We start from the raw sequence: 18668 nt of genomic DNA, 5'->3' as shown, positions 1-18668 counted from the left end.
CGAAGCGGGCAATGAATACTCTGCGGAGTTCCCATCGGTGGTGATCGCCACGCTCGACGACGAGATGATCACCTGGCCGGGACCAGCGATGCTTTCGGCGGGGTAGCGCTGACGGCCGCCAACGAGGACACCCGCGACGGCACTGAGAAGACGTCGTCGAGGGGTCAGCGTGGCGGAGCGCCCGCTGCGCAGCGGGGTGGCCGGCTTCGCGGTAGTACATCTCGCCAGCGCCGCGGCGACCGCCGTGCAGCGTGAGGTAGTCTTTCGAGTCGTCGCTGGTGTCCACATCTGCGGCATCGCTCAGTCGCCTGAACAGCCGCCTGCCGCCCGACGTTGACAGTGCTGGGGGCGTCGAATCGTTCTCGCGGATCGCGTCAAGCGGGTCGTCATACGCCTCCAACATCCCGTCGACGGCGTCCTCATTGTGGCCACGATCGCGGAGCTCGTCACGAACGGCACCCCACAGCGACGGTTGATGGAACGTTGGGAACAACGGCCAGTCGTCCGCTGGGTCGAGGACATCGTGCCAACGGTCGACAGCGCCGGGACGGGCTGGTCGGTGAGCGGCGCCTGTTCCTCGTTCTGGCTCTTGCCGAGCACGTCGATCGTGCCGGCCTCCAGGTCAAGGTCGTCCGTGCCCGGTCACAGACGGGCGCGAACCCGTCCTCGTCGATCACCTCGTGAGCACGTTCGTCGAGGTGGCGAAGGTGCGTCTGGCGCTGCTCCGGACTCCAGAACTGCTGGTCCCCCGATGACCGCGACGGCCGGTTGGGCATCGCGTCGAGTGGCTTCGGGTCGTCGGCCGGGTTGGCGTCGAGATCTCGCCACGTCACGCACCAGCCGAGGTACGCGCGGACGGCGTTGTAGTACGTCCACGCGGTCGCCCGGGTGATACCGCCGTCGGAGTCGCCCTCGTCGGCCTTGACGCACCGGGAGAGGTACTTCGTCCAGCGAGCGAGGCTTCGTTCGTCGACCTCCTCCAGATAGGCGACGCCCCGATCCTCCATCCATTCGATCCACATCGGGAGGATACGTTCGAGCTGGGCAGCATAGGAACCGGAGCGTGATCCATCTTCGTGAAGCGCGGTCGCCTTGTCGTCGAGGAAGTCATCGAAGGGCGCGGCAAGAAGGGTTTTCTGGCCGCTGACCCCGGGAATAGCGTCGTTCTGGCTAAGTTCTAACTTCTCCGGTTACCCGACAGCGTCGGCCCACTAGAATGTACTAGTGTTTTCTGGACAAAATGTGTGTGAGGCCTAAATCATCAATCACAACTCATATTCAGCATAGTAGAAACACCAATAGAGTTTATAACTATATATAAAAATTCCTATTATCGAGGGGATCTACTTTAAAATTGATCAGCAAAGAACCTATCTTGCAATAGAAAATATTAGAAATATATTTTAATATATAATTTTATAGAAGGATTAAAGAAATATGTGAAATCCCATTCTATATAATATGGTCTAAAAGCACGGTAGCAGTCTATAAAGAAGGAAACTATACAGAGGTTTATAACTGCCGTGTCAGTTACTGTCCTTTTTCAATCTGCATGCGAGCCAGATCTTCGGCTGATGTTAAATCCTGCTCGCAGGATGAGATGCACTCAGTACGTCATATATTCTGAACTATACAGCAGAGAAAAGAGTAGCGAAAATCCGTTGCGTTACATCCGAGTTCGAAATTGCCGGTGATGTCGATGTCTCCAGGGATACATCTTGAACCATTCCTTTACAGCTATATGATCGTAAGATGCATTTTGACCAATAGACAGAATTCGGGATTACATAAATAGTATAGTAAAGGAATTACGTATATCCAGACTTTATTTCAATTCGGTGTGCCGCCTGTTGAGCACGCTCGATGAGTCTATCACTGATGGTTTCACGACCCAGGTCGGCCATATCACCAGAGACACTTACTGCTGCTTGGATGTGACCATCTTGATTACAAATTGGTACAGCAATCTCCCAACGGCTTGTCTCTTCATCTCCGGTTTTTAGAGCATAGTTCTGGTTTCGAATTGATTGAAGGGGAAGTTCAGACGAATCACTCTCCAACAGTTCGTCATTGGTAGATAAGGACATCCCAGCCAAAAGTACGCGTCCGGCAGCAGTAGCTGGTAAGGGAGTATACTTCCCGGGGAAGATCTCTCCCTTAACGGACTGGGATTGGTTTGATCCATAGATGTACACTGCGTGGCCGTGTTCTGCAACCACAAGATAGGATTCATGGCCAGTCTCTTCCGTAATATCGTCTAATTCGACTTCTGCAATGGTCAAGAGACTATTTTGTCGGCGAGCTTGCTCGCCAAAATTGAGAAATCGAAGTGCTAGCCGATACTGACCGGCTTCATTGACGACAAGTCCCTCCTGTTCCATTGTTTGTAGGTGACGGTGGAGAGTACTCTTGGGAATCTCAAGCTCTTTCTCTAATGTAGAGATTGTTGTCATTTGATGTTCAGCAAGTGCCTCAATTATCCGCACTGACTTCCGTATCGCGTTTACCATACAAGAAGTGTGAACAGACGGTAACAAAAACCTTGTCCCATAATACGGAATGAGTTTTAGGCTTTCAGGATATATTTAGGAGTATTAAGTAAGAAATAAAGAAATGCACGATAGAAGGGTTCTACTGCCTTCATAGAAAATGATATTTCTAGACTTTATCCCGTATCGTGGGAAGACTCATGGTGGCAATTAGCACAGAAAAGCCAGGGATTAAAGTCGCTGTCCGCACAGGATTCCGTGTACCGATGCACAAGGTAATCTCAGATATAGACCGACCACCGAAAGATCTTGTTGAGAAGTTCAAAGAGATTCCCACAGCAGTGCTTTCAGATGTGACATCGAAATACGAGAATACAATGTCACACTCCATCAAGCCCGTGTATGATGATGCCAGAATGGCCGGCACTGCTCTCACCGTGAAAACATACCCAGGAGATAATTTGATGGCACATAAGGCCATCACAATGGCAGAACCTGGCGATATCTTAGTTATCGACGCAAATGAGTACACTGAGGCCGGTCTGTGGGGCGAACTCGCATCTACCTCCTGTAAAACACATGGACTCAAAGGGACCGTTCTGGATGGCGCTGTACGGGATATCGAAGAGATCGAAGAGCTCGATTATCCCGTCTACGCGCGTGCTGTGAGTCCAAAAGGGTCCTACAAGTCACATCCTGGTTCAATCAATGTGGCTGTCTCCTGTGGTGGCCTGACCGTGGAGCCTGGTGATATCGTCGTTGGAGATGATGAAGGCGTCGCCATTGTCAAACCAGAAAATGCGGAGCAAGTACTTGCCGCCGCTCAGGAGAAATTAGATGCTGAAGAAGAAATGCTAGAACGAATAAAAGAGGGAGAGTATATATATGATATAAATAACTTCCAAGAGCGGTATAACAAACACGATATCAAGGAAATCTAATCGAGTAGTTCTTCGTCTGATTGAATGGGTGCGCTGTCGCCGGCAAACGAAATGCCTGCTCGGAAACGTAGTTTTACAGGGGTAGTCATCCTCCGTAAGGATGATGCCTGGCTTCCAAGAGATCGGATTCCAGACCCTGCAGGAGTCGTATCATCCGAACGAGTTGATCACACAGGCCCAGTTGATAGAAGATGTAGGTTTTGATTCCATTTGGACCAGCGACCACTTCCATCCTTGGTTCGATACGGATGCCCACTGTGGATTTGCATGGATGTGGCTTGCAGCAGCTGGTCAAGTAACCGACGAAGTTACTCTTGGAACAGCTGTGACACCCATTCTGAAACGGTATCACCCCGGTATAGTTGCACAAGCGTTCGCTACACTACAGGCGATGTATCCGGGTCGTTCTCGACTAGGTGTTGGTACTGGAGAGGCAATGAACACGATCCCCCTTGGCTACGACTGGCCAGAGTACCCAGAGCGCCGTGAACGCACGCGGGAAGGCCTGAAGGTCCTTCGAATGCTCTGGGATGAAGATGGGTTCAATACCTATGACGGCGAATTCTGGTCGCTTGAGGAGGCGAAACTCTACACGAACCCTGACCCATCACCTCCGATTTATATGTCTGCATTCGGTCCACAATCAGCTGCTGTCGCTGGTCAATACGCTGATGCGTTGTGGACTATCGGACAACCTGATCAGGACCGCATTGATGCTCTAAAACGCGGCCTGCGGAAGGGTGCCGAACGCGCCAATCGTGACCCAGATGATATTGAACTCGTACTTGAACTTCCCTTCGCGCTCGGTGATGACCATGATGCACTGATCGAAGAATGCCGTCGATGGGGCGGAAACGCAATGGATATCTTCTTCGATCAGGGTATTGCTGATCCTCGCGTCATCGAGAAACATGGTCGTATGCTCCGCGAGGAAGTCCTTGAGGATACTTTCTTTATCACAACGGAAACGGAACCGATCATCGAAACGTCACTCGACTATGCCGACGAGTTCGATTCACTCGTTTATTCGAATAAAAGCCCCGAACCGCTCACAGCTATCGAACGGTTAGGTGATGAGGTTCTTCCAGAAGTAAAGGAGTAGCCAACGAAACGTTACGGCTCGATAACAGCTTTGACGGTCTCCATCCCTTCCATAGCTTGGATGGCTTCGTTCACCTCATCCAGTGAGTAATAATCAGTCACTGCCTCCTCCCACGGGAAGCGACGGAGCAGTGGTAGTGCTTGGACGAAGTGCTTCGTCGCTGCAGACCACGCACCATCAACTGAGATCTGCTTCCGATTGATCTCGTGTGGGTTGAGTTCGACGGTTCCTGCGTCGCCGTAGTGACCCATAATGAGGTACTGGCCGTTAATGCCGGTCATTTCTAATCCCTCTCGGACCGCCGGTGGGAAGCCAGTTGCCTCAAGCGTCGTATCGACACCCCGGCCATCAGTTAGGTCCAACACCTGGTCGATTCGGTCCTCCTCCTCGACGTTGTCGATGCTGATAGTATGGTCGGCACCGAATTTCTTTGCAAGTTCCAAGCGTTCATCCGGTGCTCCAGTGACGATAATCTGGCCTGCGCCGCTATCCTCAGCCATCGCGATTGCTGCTAGTCCGACTGGACCGGGACCTTGGACCAACACGTCGGCGCCATAATCGATCCCATCGATAATATCGAACCCGTGAACAGCAATTCGGATGGCATCACCCATCACAACAGCTTCATCGGAGATATCATCCGGGATCTTTACGACCTCGTAGTTGTCCGTGAGGAAGATGTACTCACCGAACCCTCCGACAAAATGTGGGTGTTCATCGGCATCCAGCCATCCTCCGACACTTGTTCGGTTCTCGCATTTCGACTCGTCATTGAGGATAACACAGTTGTAGCACTCTCGGCAGGATGCAGGCAGTACTACGATACGGTCATCGACGGAGAGTGGTTCGCCACGTGCGTCTGTCTCTACATTCTCTCCCAGTTCTTCTATCGTGCCAACGTTCTCATGGCCAAGTATAGATGGTGTTACCACGCCCGGAACTTTGTCGTGGAGGATATGGACATCAGTTCCACAAACTCCTGCCATATCCATCTTCAGTAGGATATCCTCATCACCTACATCTGGAATATCGAACTCCTCCACGGAGAGAGGTTCGGTTGACGGTTTGCGTATCTCTCGCAGGACTGCAGCCTTGGCTTGGTTTGCCATAACGATTCTGAAGTAGTTTGTGAACCGGAAAAGTGCTTGGGTTTTGGCAGAGAACTCCGTTATGAGAGTGTCAGTGATTCACCCGGTTCGAGAATGAACGAGTTAACGTCAGAGTCAAGGTCGCCAAGTTCAGCTTCGAATACTTCGGGTGTACCATCATCTGGAACATAATGAACAGGGATCGCTGTCGTGATATCCAGCCAATCGGCAGCTGTCGCTGCTTCGTCTGGAGGGAGAGGGGCAAGAGCGCCTGGTGCTGCACCGACCGGAAGAAGCGCTACATCCGGATCATATCGCTCTCCGAACATTTCCAAGTCTGAGAACAAGGCAGTGTCACCAAGGTAGTAAATGGTCCGGGACTCGAATTCAAAGAGGAATCCAAGTGCTGTTCCTGTCACGTGTTCACCCTGCGACTCGAAGTAGGAGATGTGACTCGTTTCCAGTGCACGGACACCCAACTCTGATAGTTCAAGACGGTTACCCCACACCATGGACTGCACCTGATCGTCGGATAAACCAAGGCTGGTAAGATGGTCTGCGACAGCCGGCTCCGTAATGACGGTGGCACCTGAACGATCTGCAATCTCGTATGTAGATCCGAGGTGGTCATGTGCTCCATGAGTGACGAAGACGTAATCGACGTGTTCGAAGTCATCGACGGTAGCGTCTATCCAAGCTGGTTCGAGCCACGGATCTACGATCAAGCTTGTATTGCTGCTTTCAATGCTGAATGCTGAGAGGCCCTCGTACTCGATGGTCAACTCTTCCGACATACGTAACGAACCACCGACCCTGAAGATGTAAATGTACCTCCTTTATTGGCAAGAAAGTCCTCTTTCTCCAGATTATTCTCCAAGTCAGATCCAGTCCGAGGTGTATGGTTTCACGCCCAGCCGTCTACGTAACTCGTGAGATCCCTGAAGCAGGCCTCGATATGCTCGAAGCAGATTACGAGGTACATACGTGGGAGAAAAAACTCCCTCCATCGAAGGAACGTATTATCACCAGCCTACAGGAACTCGAAGCAGATGCGCTCCTCTGTCTGCTCACCGATAACATCGATGCAGAGGTCCTCGACGCATCTGATTCCCTGGAAGTCGTCAGCACATGTTCTGTCGGCTACGACCACATCGATCTAGATGCTGCGGCAGAGCGGGGGATCGATGTCGGTCACACACCTGGCGTACTTACTGAAACGACGGCAGACCTCGCTTGGTCGCTCATGATGACATGTGCTCGTCGGACCATCGAAGGTCACCACTACGTCCGGGAGGGGCGGTGGGAAACATGGCAGCCAACATTGCTTACCGGTCAGGACGTTCACGATACGACGCTCGGTATCGTCGGTCTAGGCAACATCGGCACAGCTGTCGCTCGGCGGGGTGCGGGCTTCGGTATGGACGTAATCTACTCCAGCCGATCGCGCAAACCGGAGACGGAGGCTGAATTGGAAAACCACGGGGTTGACATTGAATATGTTGATCGCGATGTCGTGTTCGAGTGCTCTGACTTCATCTCGCTTCACGTCCCGCTAACGAAGGAAACCGAGGGGCTCGTCAGTACTGTGGAGTTCGAACGGATGAAGGAAGACGCCGTTCTCATCAATACGAGCCGGGGAGAGGTCGTCGATACAGATGCTCTGATCCAAGCACTCGATTCCGGCGAAATCAAACGGGCAGGTCTGGATGTCACTGATCCCGAACCCCTGCCAGGGGACCATCCTCTACTCAACCTCGCGCCGGAACGAGTTGTCGTTTTACCGCATCTTGGCAGCGCGAGTGTCGGAACCCGAGATAAGATGGCTCGTATGGCTGCAGAGAACATCGTAGCAGGGCTTCACGGGGAAGAACTTCCTAACTCGGCGCTCGCTGACGCCGGGTACGACATCCGAACGTAGTTATCTCTGCCGTAACCCCGGACTTTATTAGTTCGGTAATGCTGAGTCCGATTGCTACAGTGCGCCAGCACTGAGTCACAATCATGTCTGAGCCAGAGGAACACGTCCGCCTCTCTGCAGAGTCTCTCGAGCAATTCGCCCGAGAGGTCTTCGAAGAAGCAGGACTCAATAGCGAGCACGCACGAATCGTCAGCGACGCACTCGTCACCGCGAACCTTCGCGGAGTCGACTCACACGGAGTCGTGAGACTAGAGCCGTATGTGAAAAACATCGAAGGAGGCGGCTTCAATGCCGATCCCGAGATGACAGTGAAACGTCCTTCTCCCTCGGCCGTCATTGTGGATGCCGACGACGGCCTCGGTCAGGTTGCTACTGCGAAAGCGATGGATACCGTCGTAGAAGCTGCAGCGGAAACCGGCACCGCGTTCGCAATCGTCCAGAACAGCAACCATTTCGGCACAGCAGCCTATTACACTCAGCAGGCTGCTTCCGTGGATTGTATTGGTCTCGCGATGACTAACGTCGGGCCGAACGTCGCACCCTTCGGCGGAATAGATCCGTTCTTCGGGACGAATCCGCTAGGCTACTCTATTCCAACGAATCTCTCATTCCCAATTACCCTGGATATGGCTACCAGCGTCGTCGCAAAAGGCAAAATACATGTTGCCGAAGAAGAAGGAGAAATGATACCGGATGACTGGGCGATCGATGAAGAAGGCCAACCCACAACTGCTCCTGAAGAAGTCCACGCACTCCGCCCAGCGGGTGGTCCAAAGGGCTACGGACTCGGACTCCTCGTTGATGTCTGTTCAGGCGTTCTCTCGTCGATGGGGACAAGCCCCGAGGTTGATTCACTCTACGACGATTACTCACGGCCCCAGAGGGTCGGACACTTCGTCGGTGCGATCGATCCTAGTGCTTTCCGAGATATTGACGCATTCAAGGCTGATATCGACCGTTTAGTAGAGGAACTGAAGGCGACCCGAACACAAGAGGGCATCAAAGAGGTCAAGCTACCTGGGGAGATTGAGGCAGAAACCCGTAAAGAACGAGAACGAAGCGGGATTCCGCTCGGCCCTGGCGTGGTGGGGACGTTAGAAGACTTAGGACGCCAATACGACGTTATGTTCCCGAAGTAGTACAGAAAATATCCAGAAACGGCTACGATATAAGAACCGGCTGCGTCTCCTCGCGACCTCGAATGACTCGCTCACCGGATTCGCGGTCGAAGAGGAACGTGCCCGATGTCTGTACTTGGACGAGAGTCTCCTCGTCTTCGTCGATTATCTCGTTACGTGGAATTACTGCCCGGAGTTCGCCTTGGGGGCCCTCGAGATACTGGATGACTTCGTCTCCGATAGGCTCGTTGAGGACTGTCTTGGCCTGGATACCAGTGTCGGCGTCCTCAGGAGCGAAAACTCTCGTATGGCGCGGCCGGAATCCAAGAACCAAGTTTTGAGGCAGATCGTCCGGTTCCGCACTGAAATCTGGGTCAAACGGGAAGGAGATGCGTTCTCCAGTCTCTAGTTTGACAGTTACTTCTTTGGACGTAACAGAATCGAGCGTCACGTCGAGGAGATTGATACTCGGACTTCCGATGAACTGTGCGACGAATACGTTAGCTGGATTCTGGTAAATGTGATCTGGACTCCCGAACTGCTCGACGCGGCCGTCGTTCATGACCGCGAGTTTGTCGGAGAGCGTCATTGCCTCTTCCTGATCGTGAGTAACGTAGACCATCGTCGCGTCGAGTTCTCGGTGAATCTTACCGAACTCTTTTCGCATCTCCATCTTCAGCTTCGCGTCAAGGTCACTCATCGGTTCGTCTAGCAGGAAGGCAGCTGGGTCTCGGACGATGGCACGCGCGAGCGAAACTCGCTGAGCTTGACCACCAGAGAGTTCACTCGGCATCTTATCGAGTAGCTCACTAATCTGGAGCGTTTCTGTCGCCTTCTGGATCTTCTCCTGTTGGCTGTCCTTTGGAACGTCTTCGAGTTTCATTGGATAAGCGATATTATCCCGCGTAGTCATGTGCGGGTATAACGCGATATCCTGAAAGACCATGGAAAGGTTCCGTCGCTGCGGCGGTTTCTTTGTCACCTCTTCGCTCCCGATCGTGATTGTCCCCTCAGTCGGTTCTTCGAGCCCTGCGATACAACGGAGGGTCGTTGTTTTCCCGCAACCACTTGGGCCGACGATAGTGACGAACTCGCCGTCTTGGATAGTCATGTCGATGCCGTCAACGGCGACTTCGCCATTCCCGGCGACGCGATACACCTTTCGCAGGTTATCGATTTGAATTGCTGCCATAGTGTCCTCTATAGTGGTTGAGAACCACTTGCAAGTAAGCTTCCCCGCCCGATATAAATCCTCCGATGGGGGGAGACTGACCTAAAAGAATAGTGAGGGGAGGGCGTAGAAATAACCATTAATATTAAATAGTCGTCCCGAATGGTACTGGCTGTATGGCAGATGCAGGTGCGGGTAGAGATGCCCATGGACAGACGAGTGAATCGCGATCGAAAGTTGGTCGGCGTTCATTCCTCGCAGCAAGTGCAGGCAGTACGATCGCTGCGCTTTCGGGCTGCGTGAGGCTGCTCGGAGGCGGCGGTAGTAATGGTGGTGAAGAGGAAGTCCACGTCGTTACTGGTGAAACGAACGAAGCGGCAAAAGAGTGGTTCGACCAGATGGCTTCTGACTTCGAAGAGGAGACCGGTACCACAGTCACGATGGACTATACCAGTCTGTCGCCGACCGAACGTATCTCGACTCTTATCCAGACAGGGAATACGCCCGAGCTGGCCACGCTTGACACGGGACAAGCGGCACAGCTCGCAACCCGCGATCAGTTGGAGTCTGTCGAAGATCTGATCGGAACGTTCGAACAGGAATACAATGGTAGCATACCAGAGAACGTTCGACTGGCAATAGATGGAGACGACTACACTGTTCCGCTGTGGACGAATCCGACACAGGTCTGGTATTGGGAGGACGTTTACCAAGAGTACAATCTTGAGAGTTCGGCGGGACTCACGTGGGACGAATACCTCGAAATCGCACAAGAGATCAACTCCGACGATATGTTTGGGACTGTTGTCCCGAGCGCCAGCTCAGAACTTTCATCGTTCACGTTCTGGAATTTCCTGAAGAGCAACGGTGGGAACGTCGCAACCCGACAGGACGGGGAAGTCCAGATCGCACTTGATCAGGGCGAAAATAAGCAAAAGGCGATCGAGACCGCCGAGTTCCTGAATGAACTCCACCAGTATTCACCGGAGGCAGGAGACTTCGAATGGGGCGACATCCTCCAGTCGTATGTCTCCCGGAATTCAGCACACTGCATCTACGGACCTCGCGCCAAGCTGCAGGTCATCAATAATACGCCTGATCAGACGCAGAACGTTCGACCCCACTTCCCCGTTCATAACGGAACAGAGAGTTTCATCAACAATGGCGGCGGCTGGGTACTGATGCAGGACGCAGAATACAAGGAAGAAGCAAGACAGTTTATCGAATTCACGGCCAGAGAGAACCGTGTCATCGACTTCCTGACATCCGTTGGGCCTGTCCACAACTTCCCGACGATGACGAGTATCGTGGAGATGGATGCTTATAGAGAAGATGATTTCATCGCGGGTAACTTCTCAGAGCGAGATCTCGAAGTGGTTCGAGAGTCCTTCGAGAAGGGTGTTAGCTGGGGTGGCGAGACTGATCCGTACAATGAATACGGTCCGTCACTATTCACGAGCCAGCATCTCGGGACCCTTCTCTATGAGATGAATATCAACGGTGTCGCACCGGAACAAGCCGTGAACAGTGCGGCAGATAACCTTCGAGATACTCTCCAGAGCCTCAAAGAATGACGATCTCTACAGCAAAGTTTGTTGAATACATGCCCGATGGCATCCGCGAGCGATGGATAGAGAGTGATAGGCTCCTTGGTGCGACCTTCTTGTTCCCAGTCGTCGCGCTCGTCGTATTCGTCGTGTTTCTCCCAGTCGCTTGGGCCCTGTACAATTCCCTGTTCGCGATGGGAACACTCAGTCTCGATCAAGAATTCATCTGGTTCCAGAACTACGAAGCACTCCTCTTCGGAGATGCTGGGTTCTGGGATTCGCTCGGGCGCTCACTCTACTTCGCGCTGGGATCAACGTTCCTTCAGCTTCTGCTTGCCATCCCGACAGCGTTACTCCTGAATAAACAATTGAAAGGAATCGCTCTGGCTCGAGCAGTGGCATTACTCCCGTATCTCATTCCCACTATCGTAGTCGGAATGGTATTCACGTGGATGGGTCACCCGCAGCTCGGCGTGATGAGTAACCTCGCCCAAGATACGGGTCTTGCCAACGATCCGGTATCTTTCTTCGGAAGTGAAACGTGGGCGATGCCATCATTAATCGTTGCAAACTCTTGGAAGTTCACGGCGTTCATCGTTATGATGGTACTTGCACGTTTACAGTCGATTCCCGAAACCCACTACGAAGCAGCGAGAATGTGCGGCGCAAATGCTTGGGAGCAGTTCCGCGATGTAACGCTACCAAACATTCGTAGCGTCATTCTGCTGGTGTTACTGCTTCGAGGCATCTGGATGTTCAACAAGTTCGATATCATCTGGATTCTCACCAGAGGGGGACCGGCAGAAGCCACCACGACGCTCCCAATTTTCATCTATGAGATCGCCTTCGTTGAGTATCGGATGGGGCTCGCGCTCGCCGCGTCAACGCTTCTGTTCTTCCTGCTCGTCTTGGGTGGAATCGCCTATATGCGTATATTCAATCCGGCCGAGGAGGTGGCGACATAATGAGCGTTGTCGACGACATCATCGGAACTGGGGAAGCAGTAGATTGGGATCGCCGGAAGAAGCTCAAGCGCTATTCACTCTATGGTCTTCTCGTAGCCATGAGTATCGTGTACTTCTTCCCGATCTACTGGATGGCCAAGTCTGCACTCCAACCTCGATCGGAACTCTACTCGGGAGAAGTATTCTACCTGCCGAACGAGGTAACGCTCGAAAACTTCAACGCACTTCTGTTCGATTCCCAGTTCCTGAGGTTCTATCTGAACAGCATCATCGTCGCGATCGGCGTAATGGCTGTCACGATCATAACCTCAACGCTGGCAGGCTACGCGTTGACCCGACTTGAACTGCCGTTCAAGAAACAGATCGCACAGACAACTATATTCTCGTATATGTATCCGCCGATCCTGCTCGTGATGCCGATGTTCCTGCTGTGGTTCTCACTTCGTCTCACAAACACGTACGTCGGACTCATTCTCGCACAGTCTGCACTCACTGTTCCGTTTAGCGTCTGGTTGATGTGGCAGTTCTTCCAGACGATACCGATCAGTCTAGAAGAGTCCGCGTGGATGTACGGCGCTGGTCGTATGCAGAGTTTCTTCGGTATCGCACTACCCATGGCGAAACCGGGGCTCGTCGCAGTCGCCATCTTCTCGTTTGCCGTTTCCTGGAATGACTTCACGATGGCGAATATCCTCATGCAGGATCCGTCGCTTCGAACACTTCCGGTTGGTGTACTCTTCTTCACAGAGTCGAACGCTGTTGACTGGGGTGCCATTCTGTCCGCAAGCGCCCTTATTGCGGTTCCTCCGCTCCTACTAGTCTACTTCCTGCAGCGGTACCTGCTACGGGGCTTCCAGCTGGCGAATTGAGCAAATCTCCGCTCATCGTCGGCTGAGGAGTTTTATGACCCCGCCACTCTATTCCTCAGTATGATCGAAAACCGAGACCGACTCGCTCGCACTCCCGCAAGGGAGTTGGCGATAGAATGCGTCGAGGCGGGTATCGACGCCGCTCATCCTGAGGCAGTCCTCAAAGACAAATTCTCGGTGAATGAGAACCGACTCCAGATCGACGGAACGACTTACGACCTCCATGAGTACGGGGATATCATTCTTGTGGGGGGTGGAAACGTCGCAGGCCACGTTGCAGCAAGACTTGAAACCCTTCTCGGAGACCAGATTTCGGAAGGAGTCGTCGTCACAGATGATCCGGTCCCAACTCAGCACGTGGAAGTTGTAGAGGGAGAGTACCCCGTTCCGAACGAACAGTGCATGGCTGGTGCACGCCGAGTTCTACAATTGACCGAAGAGGCCGATAGAGAAGACCTTGTCCTGACGGTAGTCTCCGGCGGCGGCAGTCCGCTTCTCTCGGCACCAGTTGCGGATGTCTCACTCACAGATCTCCAGGAACTTACACGTCTTCTCTTTAGTGAAGGTGTAGAAGTCGAAGACATCAACGTCGTTCGTAAGCACCTTTCTGCAATCAAAGGCGGCAAACTGTCGGCCGCTGCAGCGCCTGCAAACGTAGTCAGCCTAGTCTTCAGCGACGTCGTCGGAAATCCGATCGGGGCAGTTGCAAGTGGTCCTACTGCACCCGACACGACGACGTTCGATGATGCACTCCGAGTACTGCGACAACACGACGTTAATGTCCCCGATCGCGTGTACCGACATCTTGAACGTGGCAGCAAGGGACGGGTTGAGGAGACTCCAAAACCAGGTGAGACCATTTTTGACCGTGTCTCTCACCACGTTCTCGCCGACGGAATGACGGCACTGAAAGCGGCACGCGATCACGCGCAGACCAGAGGACTCAATACGTTACTCTTTTCGTCGCGTCTACGTGGAGACGCACGCGAAATTGCCAAGGCACATGTCGCCGCTGCTGAGGAGTGCCGCGTATCGAACATCCCAGTTGAGCCCCCACTCGCGCTCATTTCCGGCGGGCAGACGACTATCATGACTCCCCGTCGCTCCGATATTGGTCCAAATCAAGTGTTCGCCCTAAGTTCTGCTATCGAATTCCAGCAGCGTCTCAAAACTAACGTCGCTCTGGCAAGTGTAGCTACCGACGGCTTCGACGGGTTTGCAGAAGTAGGTGGCGCAGTCGTTGATGGCGAAACTGGTAGTGAGCAACAAGAGGCTTGGGATGCACTCAATGCTAACGATACCTTTGATTATCTCTCCCGACGTGACGACCTCGTCAAACTCGGTACGACGGGGACAAACGTTAACGATATCCATATCCTCATCGTCGACGAAGTCGACAGTTATTGAACGATAACCACGCGCAGGTCATTCACGTTCGTACCTGTCGGGCCACAGGAGAGAAGCGCACCGGCGTTTTCCAGATACGGATAGGCGTCGTTTCGTCGGAGTGCTTGCTTCGCACTGGAAGTATCGTCAACAGTATCACAGTTAACAATCGCACCGGCCACGTCCGTGGAACCATCAAGTCCGTCCGTGTCAACGCTCGCAACGGTAATGTCTATATCGTCGATTTCGATGCCTGCGGAAAGAGCAAACTCTTGATTTGGACCACCGGTGCCATCACCGGAGACGGTGACAGTCGTTTCCCCACCGGATATCAGCACGACAGGGGGTTCAACTGGATGCCCTGTCGAAATCACCTCCTCGGCAATAGCGACGTGCGAGCGCGCCGCTTCGCGGGCCTCACCACGAATCCGGGAAGAAAGAATACTAAAACGGTAATCGTTCTGTTCTGCCCTCTCTGCGGCAGCCGAGATCGCTGTGTATCCGTCGGCGATAATGTGTTGCGAAGTAGACTCGAAGCACGACGCGTCGGCGTTTGGGGTTTCACGGTGGTCTCCTCTTGATCCGGCACGAAGATATTGTTCGACGGTACGAGGGGGATCGATATCGAACCGTTCGAGCACTGCTAAGGCATCTTCGAACGTCGTGTCGTCTGGTGCCGTGGGACCGCTCGCCACGACACTCGGGTCGTTTCCGACGACGTCGCTGAAGACTAGGCTGACTATGGTCGCGGGTGCAGCGACTCGCGCGAGCTGCCCACCTTTAACTGCCGATAGATGCTTCCTGACGGTGTTTATTTCATGGATATCAGCTCCGCTTTGAAGCAGAGATTCCGTGACTGTCTGTAGTTGATCGATAGACAGTTTCCCAACAGGAGCAGGCATTAGTGCACTACCGCCACCTGCAATGACAGCTATAACGATATCGTCCGCAGTCGCCCCATGAGCGTGATCGAGAACAGTTTCAGTACTTTCCATTCCCTGCTGACTGGGAACTGGATGATCGCCATCAAGCGTTTCTATATGGTCGGTTTCCACAGATTTGTCCGTCACCACAGCACCGCGGTCTAAGTGTTCACCGAGGATATCTTCGAGAGCACTAGCCGCGTGTCCAGCTGCGTTTCCACCACCGACGACGATAAGCTTCCGATCAAGGTCATACGCATTGCCACCGACCTTGAACGAGCCATCCTCGATGGAAATTGCACGCTGTACAGCTTGATTAGGATCTGCTGCTTCGATACCTGCTTCTAAACAATCAAGCGCAAGCGCTTCTTCCGACGTGATATCTTCCGACCTCTCAAAACGGACCTTCGTCTCAGTGTATTCAGTCATAAAGTGTAACCATGTGTTGGTGCATCCTTATTGTTCCGAACTAACGATGCCAATATCATTCCTTCTTCGATCGATATAGATTCCGCTCTCCTATCCACGCGGGTAGTTTGCATACTACTCCCGTGAATGGAACATCTCGATAAATAAACCTGCTCATTTAGCGGATGAGAAGGGCCAAAATCAGTATACACTACAACCTTCACTGAGTAATTCGATAAGATGGCCACCTGCCGAAACTCTTTTTCACTGGAAAAGAAAAACAGATAGTATGGTTGGAACAGCCAATTATGATTTCAGTGACAGCTCCGTCATTGTAACTGGCTCGACTCGCGGTATTGGACGAGGAATCGCAGAAGCTTTCTATGAATCAGGTGCGAACGTTCTGGTTAATTCACGTAGTGAAGATTCCGTCAAAGAGACAACAGACGAAATCGAATCATTAGAGACTGCCCCCCACATCAATGAATCCGGCTCCGTGATTGGTGTTCCAGCAGATATGGGAGAGTCAGCCGAGGTCAAAGCAATGGTCGAAACCGCGATCGATGAGTTCGAAACAGTGGATATCCTTGTCAACAACGCAGCGGTATGGCCCGAGGAAGAATCCATGGTTGAGGCCTCTCTTGATGATTGGAATTACACGATGGATGTCAATGTACGTTCCCAGTATCAGACATCTAAACTCATTGCTGACCACATGAAGAAGGAAGGTATTGATGGTGCGATAGTGAACGTCACAAGTCAGACGGCTGATCGGCGAAGTGGACGTGGGAGGCTCTATTCTGTTTCTAATACAGCAGTTAACGGCCTTACTTGGCGAATGGCTCATGAACTAGCAAGTGACGGCATCCGAATGAATGCTGTTTCAACCGATATTACGCACACTTCTCAAGTGCATTACCAAGCCGAACAAATCGCCGGAGACGATCCCGATCAGACTGCAGAGTCTGTTCTCAACGAATGGGGCAACGAACGGCCGATGGGGCGACTTGGCCAACCTTCCGATGTAGCCGATGGCGTCCTCTTCTTAACCAGCGATCGAGCGAGCTACGTCACCGGAACGATTCTACGCGTTAGCGGTGGTGGAAATCTCCAATAATTTCTTTTATTTCACTTTGGAATTATACGTTCGAGTGGCATAGGAACTAAGTGCTTCCTTCCTCGTAGATGGCGGTCAGCTTTTTCGTCGATAAATGTGACGAATAGAGTTTTCCGGGTGGTGACCAGAAGTAGCGTCGTTCTGGCTAGGTTCCATCTTGTCGGGTTACCGTACAGCGTCGACCCACTAGAATGTACTGCTGTTTCTCAGGCTAAACGTGAGTGGACTCATACACCAGGTTTCCACTGTAGAATCGGCAGAGAGCTGTACGATTCTTCTCTAATTCGCGTTTCTAAATCATATGTCGCTATACAGAATATGCCCGTCGTGAAGATGAGACTACAGTCAGGAAAAGCTGTAACGCGTAGAAGCGTGAGTGCTCAAAATTCGCTACCGAAGTTCGTTGACGAGAGCAGTAGTTACGGTATCGACGAGATCATCCGCCAGACGGCCCTGCCAGAAATCGATATCCTCGTGACCGATCGATTGTACACCCAGGGGATGACCCGGCTCTCGTCTGGCGTACCGCCACGAAGCCAACTCTCCTCGGGAATGTCGATGAGGCCGTCCATCCAGGATTTCGACGTCAACGTCAGCGCGATGTATTGCTCGCCGTGAAACGGCCGTCCCTCATGGTTCGAGAGAATGAGCCAGGGCCGAGCGTCCTCGTCACCCTTGAATGGATCATCGCCGTAGACGACATCTCCACGCTCGAAGATCGGAGGGTCTTCGTCGGTCACCGTTCGTCCTCGACACTGGGGTGCGGCTCGCTGGGTGCGTGTTCCCGCCAGGACTCCTCGTCCTCTGTACCGAGTTGCTCGTTGAACAGTGCGGTCGCGCGTTCGTACCCACTGTATCCGTCAAGCCGCTCGGCATCGTCGGTTATTGCCCAGTACGTAGCCTTGTGTTCAACGAGGTTGCGATCCTTTAGTCGGGAGAGCGCAGTGCTAACTGCGCCCTCGTCGACGCCGATCTGGGAGGCGATTTCGCGAGCCTTGAACGCGCGATCTTCGTTGGCGTCGAGAAACCCGAGGACTTGATTAGGCACGGAGAGTTCTTCAAGCTCGTCCTCGCTCGTATTCTCAAAGGTATCTCGGTCGATGGACATCACTGAATGGAGATACGGTATGCTCTGTAAAGAGAGTTAGGTGTGAAAGCTACGAAAATGCCGAAGGAAATTGTTCACCCGTAGCCATAAACCAGTTCGAGAACCGTATGCATTGAGATGGCTAGTCTCAACTTCCAAACGAGCAGAGAAGTTGAGACTACACCAGAATTAGCAGTTCTGTAATTGGTGGTGACGACGAATCAGTGTAGTTCCCTTCGTTCTGGTTCTTGCCCAGTACATCGAACACAGATTCTTAACTTAGAGATCTAACTAAGATATCTAAGATTAGCTCCCAATCCAGTCATTAACAGGGTCATCTACAAACCGATCACCATCGGGCTATTCGTGTCGTCCTCCCAGTTTCCCGGAAGTCAATATAGATATCTGAAGAGGAGTAGGCAGGTGACTACAAACCTAAGGATTTCAGCGGCCTACACCAGTTTAGGACCTTCAAGGCCGAGTCAATGTAACCGCCGACTGCGTCTTCAAAGATCCAGCCCCAAAGTACCCTGTCCATC

At 52.6% G+C, this 18668-nt stretch carries 16 protein-coding genes and 1 pseudogene; 9 read left to right on the top strand and 8 right to left on the bottom strand.

Features of this window, described 5'->3' with window-relative positions; all coding sequences use genetic code 11:
- Nucleotides 1-446 precede the first annotated feature (446 nt).
- On the bottom strand, nt 447-1022 hold the full coding sequence (locus D8670_RS21175; protein ID WP_162994363.1) for a hypothetical protein: 576 nt from the start codon (nt 1020-1022) through the stop codon (nt 447-449).
- 786 nt (nt 1023-1808) lie between these two features.
- On the bottom strand, nt 1809-2510 hold the full coding sequence (locus D8670_RS18375) for an IclR family transcriptional regulator (protein WP_121819565.1): 702 nt from the start codon (nt 2508-2510) through the stop codon (nt 1809-1811).
- 182 nt (nt 2511-2692) lie between these two features.
- On the opposite strand from D8670_RS18375, the gene D8670_RS18370 reads away from it, so the two are divergent.
- Both D8670_RS18370 and D8670_RS18365 read left to right on the top strand, forming a co-directional pair.
- On the top strand, nt 2693-3430 hold the full coding sequence (locus tag D8670_RS18370; protein WP_205254115.1) for a 4-carboxy-4-hydroxy-2-oxoadipate aldolase/oxaloacetate decarboxylase: 738 nt from the start codon (nt 2693-2695) through the stop codon (nt 3428-3430).
- A 103-nt stretch (nt 3431-3533) separates the two neighbouring features.
- Nucleotides 3534-4532 carry an LLM class flavin-dependent oxidoreductase gene (locus tag D8670_RS18365; protein ID WP_162994362.1) on the top strand — a complete coding sequence of 333 codons (999 nt, stop codon included), beginning with the start codon at nt 3534-3536 and terminating at the stop codon, nt 4530-4532.
- Nucleotides 4533-4543: 11 nt separating this feature from the next.
- Here D8670_RS18365 and D8670_RS18360 read toward each other — a convergent pair whose 3' ends face one another.
- Complete coding sequence (locus tag D8670_RS18360; RefSeq protein ID WP_121819562.1) at nt 4544-5641, bottom strand: zinc-binding dehydrogenase; 1098 nt, start codon at nt 5639-5641, stop codon at nt 4544-4546.
- A gap of 59 nt (nt 5642-5700) precedes the next feature.
- Complete coding sequence (locus D8670_RS18355; protein ID WP_121819561.1) at nt 5701-6414, bottom strand: metal-dependent hydrolase; 714 nt, start codon at nt 6412-6414, stop codon at nt 5701-5703.
- A 104-nt stretch (nt 6415-6518) separates the two neighbouring features.
- Between D8670_RS18355 and D8670_RS18350 the strand changes: the two genes are divergently transcribed.
- On the top strand, nt 6519-7538 hold the full coding sequence (locus D8670_RS18350; protein ID WP_121819560.1) for a 2-hydroxyacid dehydrogenase: 1020 nt from the start codon (nt 6519-6521) through the stop codon (nt 7536-7538).
- An 83-nt stretch (nt 7539-7621) separates the two neighbouring features.
- Nucleotides 7622-8677 (top strand): Ldh family oxidoreductase, encoded by a 1056-nt coding sequence (locus D8670_RS18345; RefSeq protein WP_121819559.1) that lies wholly within the window; start codon nt 7622-7624, stop codon nt 8675-8677.
- A 22-nt stretch (nt 8678-8699) separates the two neighbouring features.
- Here D8670_RS18345 and D8670_RS18340 read toward each other — a convergent pair whose 3' ends face one another.
- Entirely contained in the window at nt 8700-9848 is a 1149-nt protein-coding gene (locus tag D8670_RS18340) for an ABC transporter ATP-binding protein (RefSeq protein ID WP_121819558.1), read from the bottom strand.
- A gap of 155 nt (nt 9849-10003) precedes the next feature.
- Between D8670_RS18340 and D8670_RS18335 the strand changes: the two genes are divergently transcribed.
- Genes D8670_RS18335 through D8670_RS18320 form a run of 4 tightly spaced genes read left to right on the top strand, consistent with a single transcriptional unit; the run spans nt 10004 to nt 14615 of the window.
- Entirely contained in the window at nt 10004-11401 is a 1398-nt protein-coding gene (locus tag D8670_RS18335) for an ABC transporter substrate-binding protein (RefSeq protein ID WP_121819557.1), read from the top strand.
- 29 nt (nt 11402-11430) lie between these two features.
- The gene (locus tag D8670_RS18330) at nt 11431-12339 is read left to right on the top strand and encodes a carbohydrate ABC transporter permease (protein WP_162994361.1); all 909 of its coding nucleotides are present in this window, start codon (nt 11431-11433) and stop codon (nt 12337-12339) included.
- Nucleotides 12339-13208 carry a carbohydrate ABC transporter permease gene (locus D8670_RS18325; RefSeq protein ID WP_121819555.1) on the top strand — a complete coding sequence of 290 codons (870 nt, stop codon included), beginning with the start codon at nt 12339-12341 and terminating at the stop codon, nt 13206-13208. Before D8670_RS18330 ends, D8670_RS18325 begins: the two co-directional genes overlap by 1 nt.
- Nucleotides 13209-13268: 60 nt before the next feature.
- Entirely contained in the window at nt 13269-14615 is a 1347-nt protein-coding gene (locus D8670_RS18320) for a glycerate kinase type-2 family protein (protein WP_121819554.1), read from the top strand.
- Here the strand turns inward: D8670_RS18320 and D8670_RS18315 are convergent.
- On the bottom strand, nt 14609-15946 hold the full coding sequence (locus D8670_RS18315) for a glycerate kinase type-2 family protein (protein WP_121819553.1): 1338 nt from the start codon (nt 15944-15946) through the stop codon (nt 14609-14611). The two genes, D8670_RS18320 and D8670_RS18315, sit on opposite strands and share 7 nt — an antisense overlap.
- A gap of 268 nt (nt 15947-16214) precedes the next feature.
- On the opposite strand from D8670_RS18315, the gene D8670_RS18310 reads away from it, so the two are divergent.
- Complete coding sequence (locus D8670_RS18310) at nt 16215-17042, top strand: SDR family NAD(P)-dependent oxidoreductase (RefSeq protein ID WP_121819552.1); 828 nt, start codon at nt 16215-16217, stop codon at nt 17040-17042.
- Nucleotides 17043-17432: 390 nt separating this feature from the next.
- Here the strand turns inward: D8670_RS18310 and D8670_RS18305 are convergent.
- Together D8670_RS18305 and D8670_RS18300 are read right to left on the bottom strand one after the other, a co-directional pair.
- A pseudogene (locus tag D8670_RS18305) lies at nt 17433-17782 on the bottom strand (type II toxin-antitoxin system PemK/MazF family toxin).
- Complete coding sequence (locus tag D8670_RS18300) at nt 17779-18150, bottom strand: MarR family transcriptional regulator (protein ID WP_121819551.1); 372 nt, start codon at nt 18148-18150, stop codon at nt 17779-17781. Before D8670_RS18300 ends, D8670_RS18305 begins: the two are co-directional and overlap by 4 nt.
- Between the last annotated feature and the right edge of the window lie 518 nt (nt 18151-18668).

The sequence above is a fragment of the Halostella limicola genome, from assembly GCF_003675875.1.
GTDB lineage: Archaea > Halobacteriota > Halobacteria > Halobacteriales > Natronoarchaeaceae > Halostella > Halostella limicola.
This window is presented reverse-complemented; position numbering and strand designations above follow the sequence as displayed.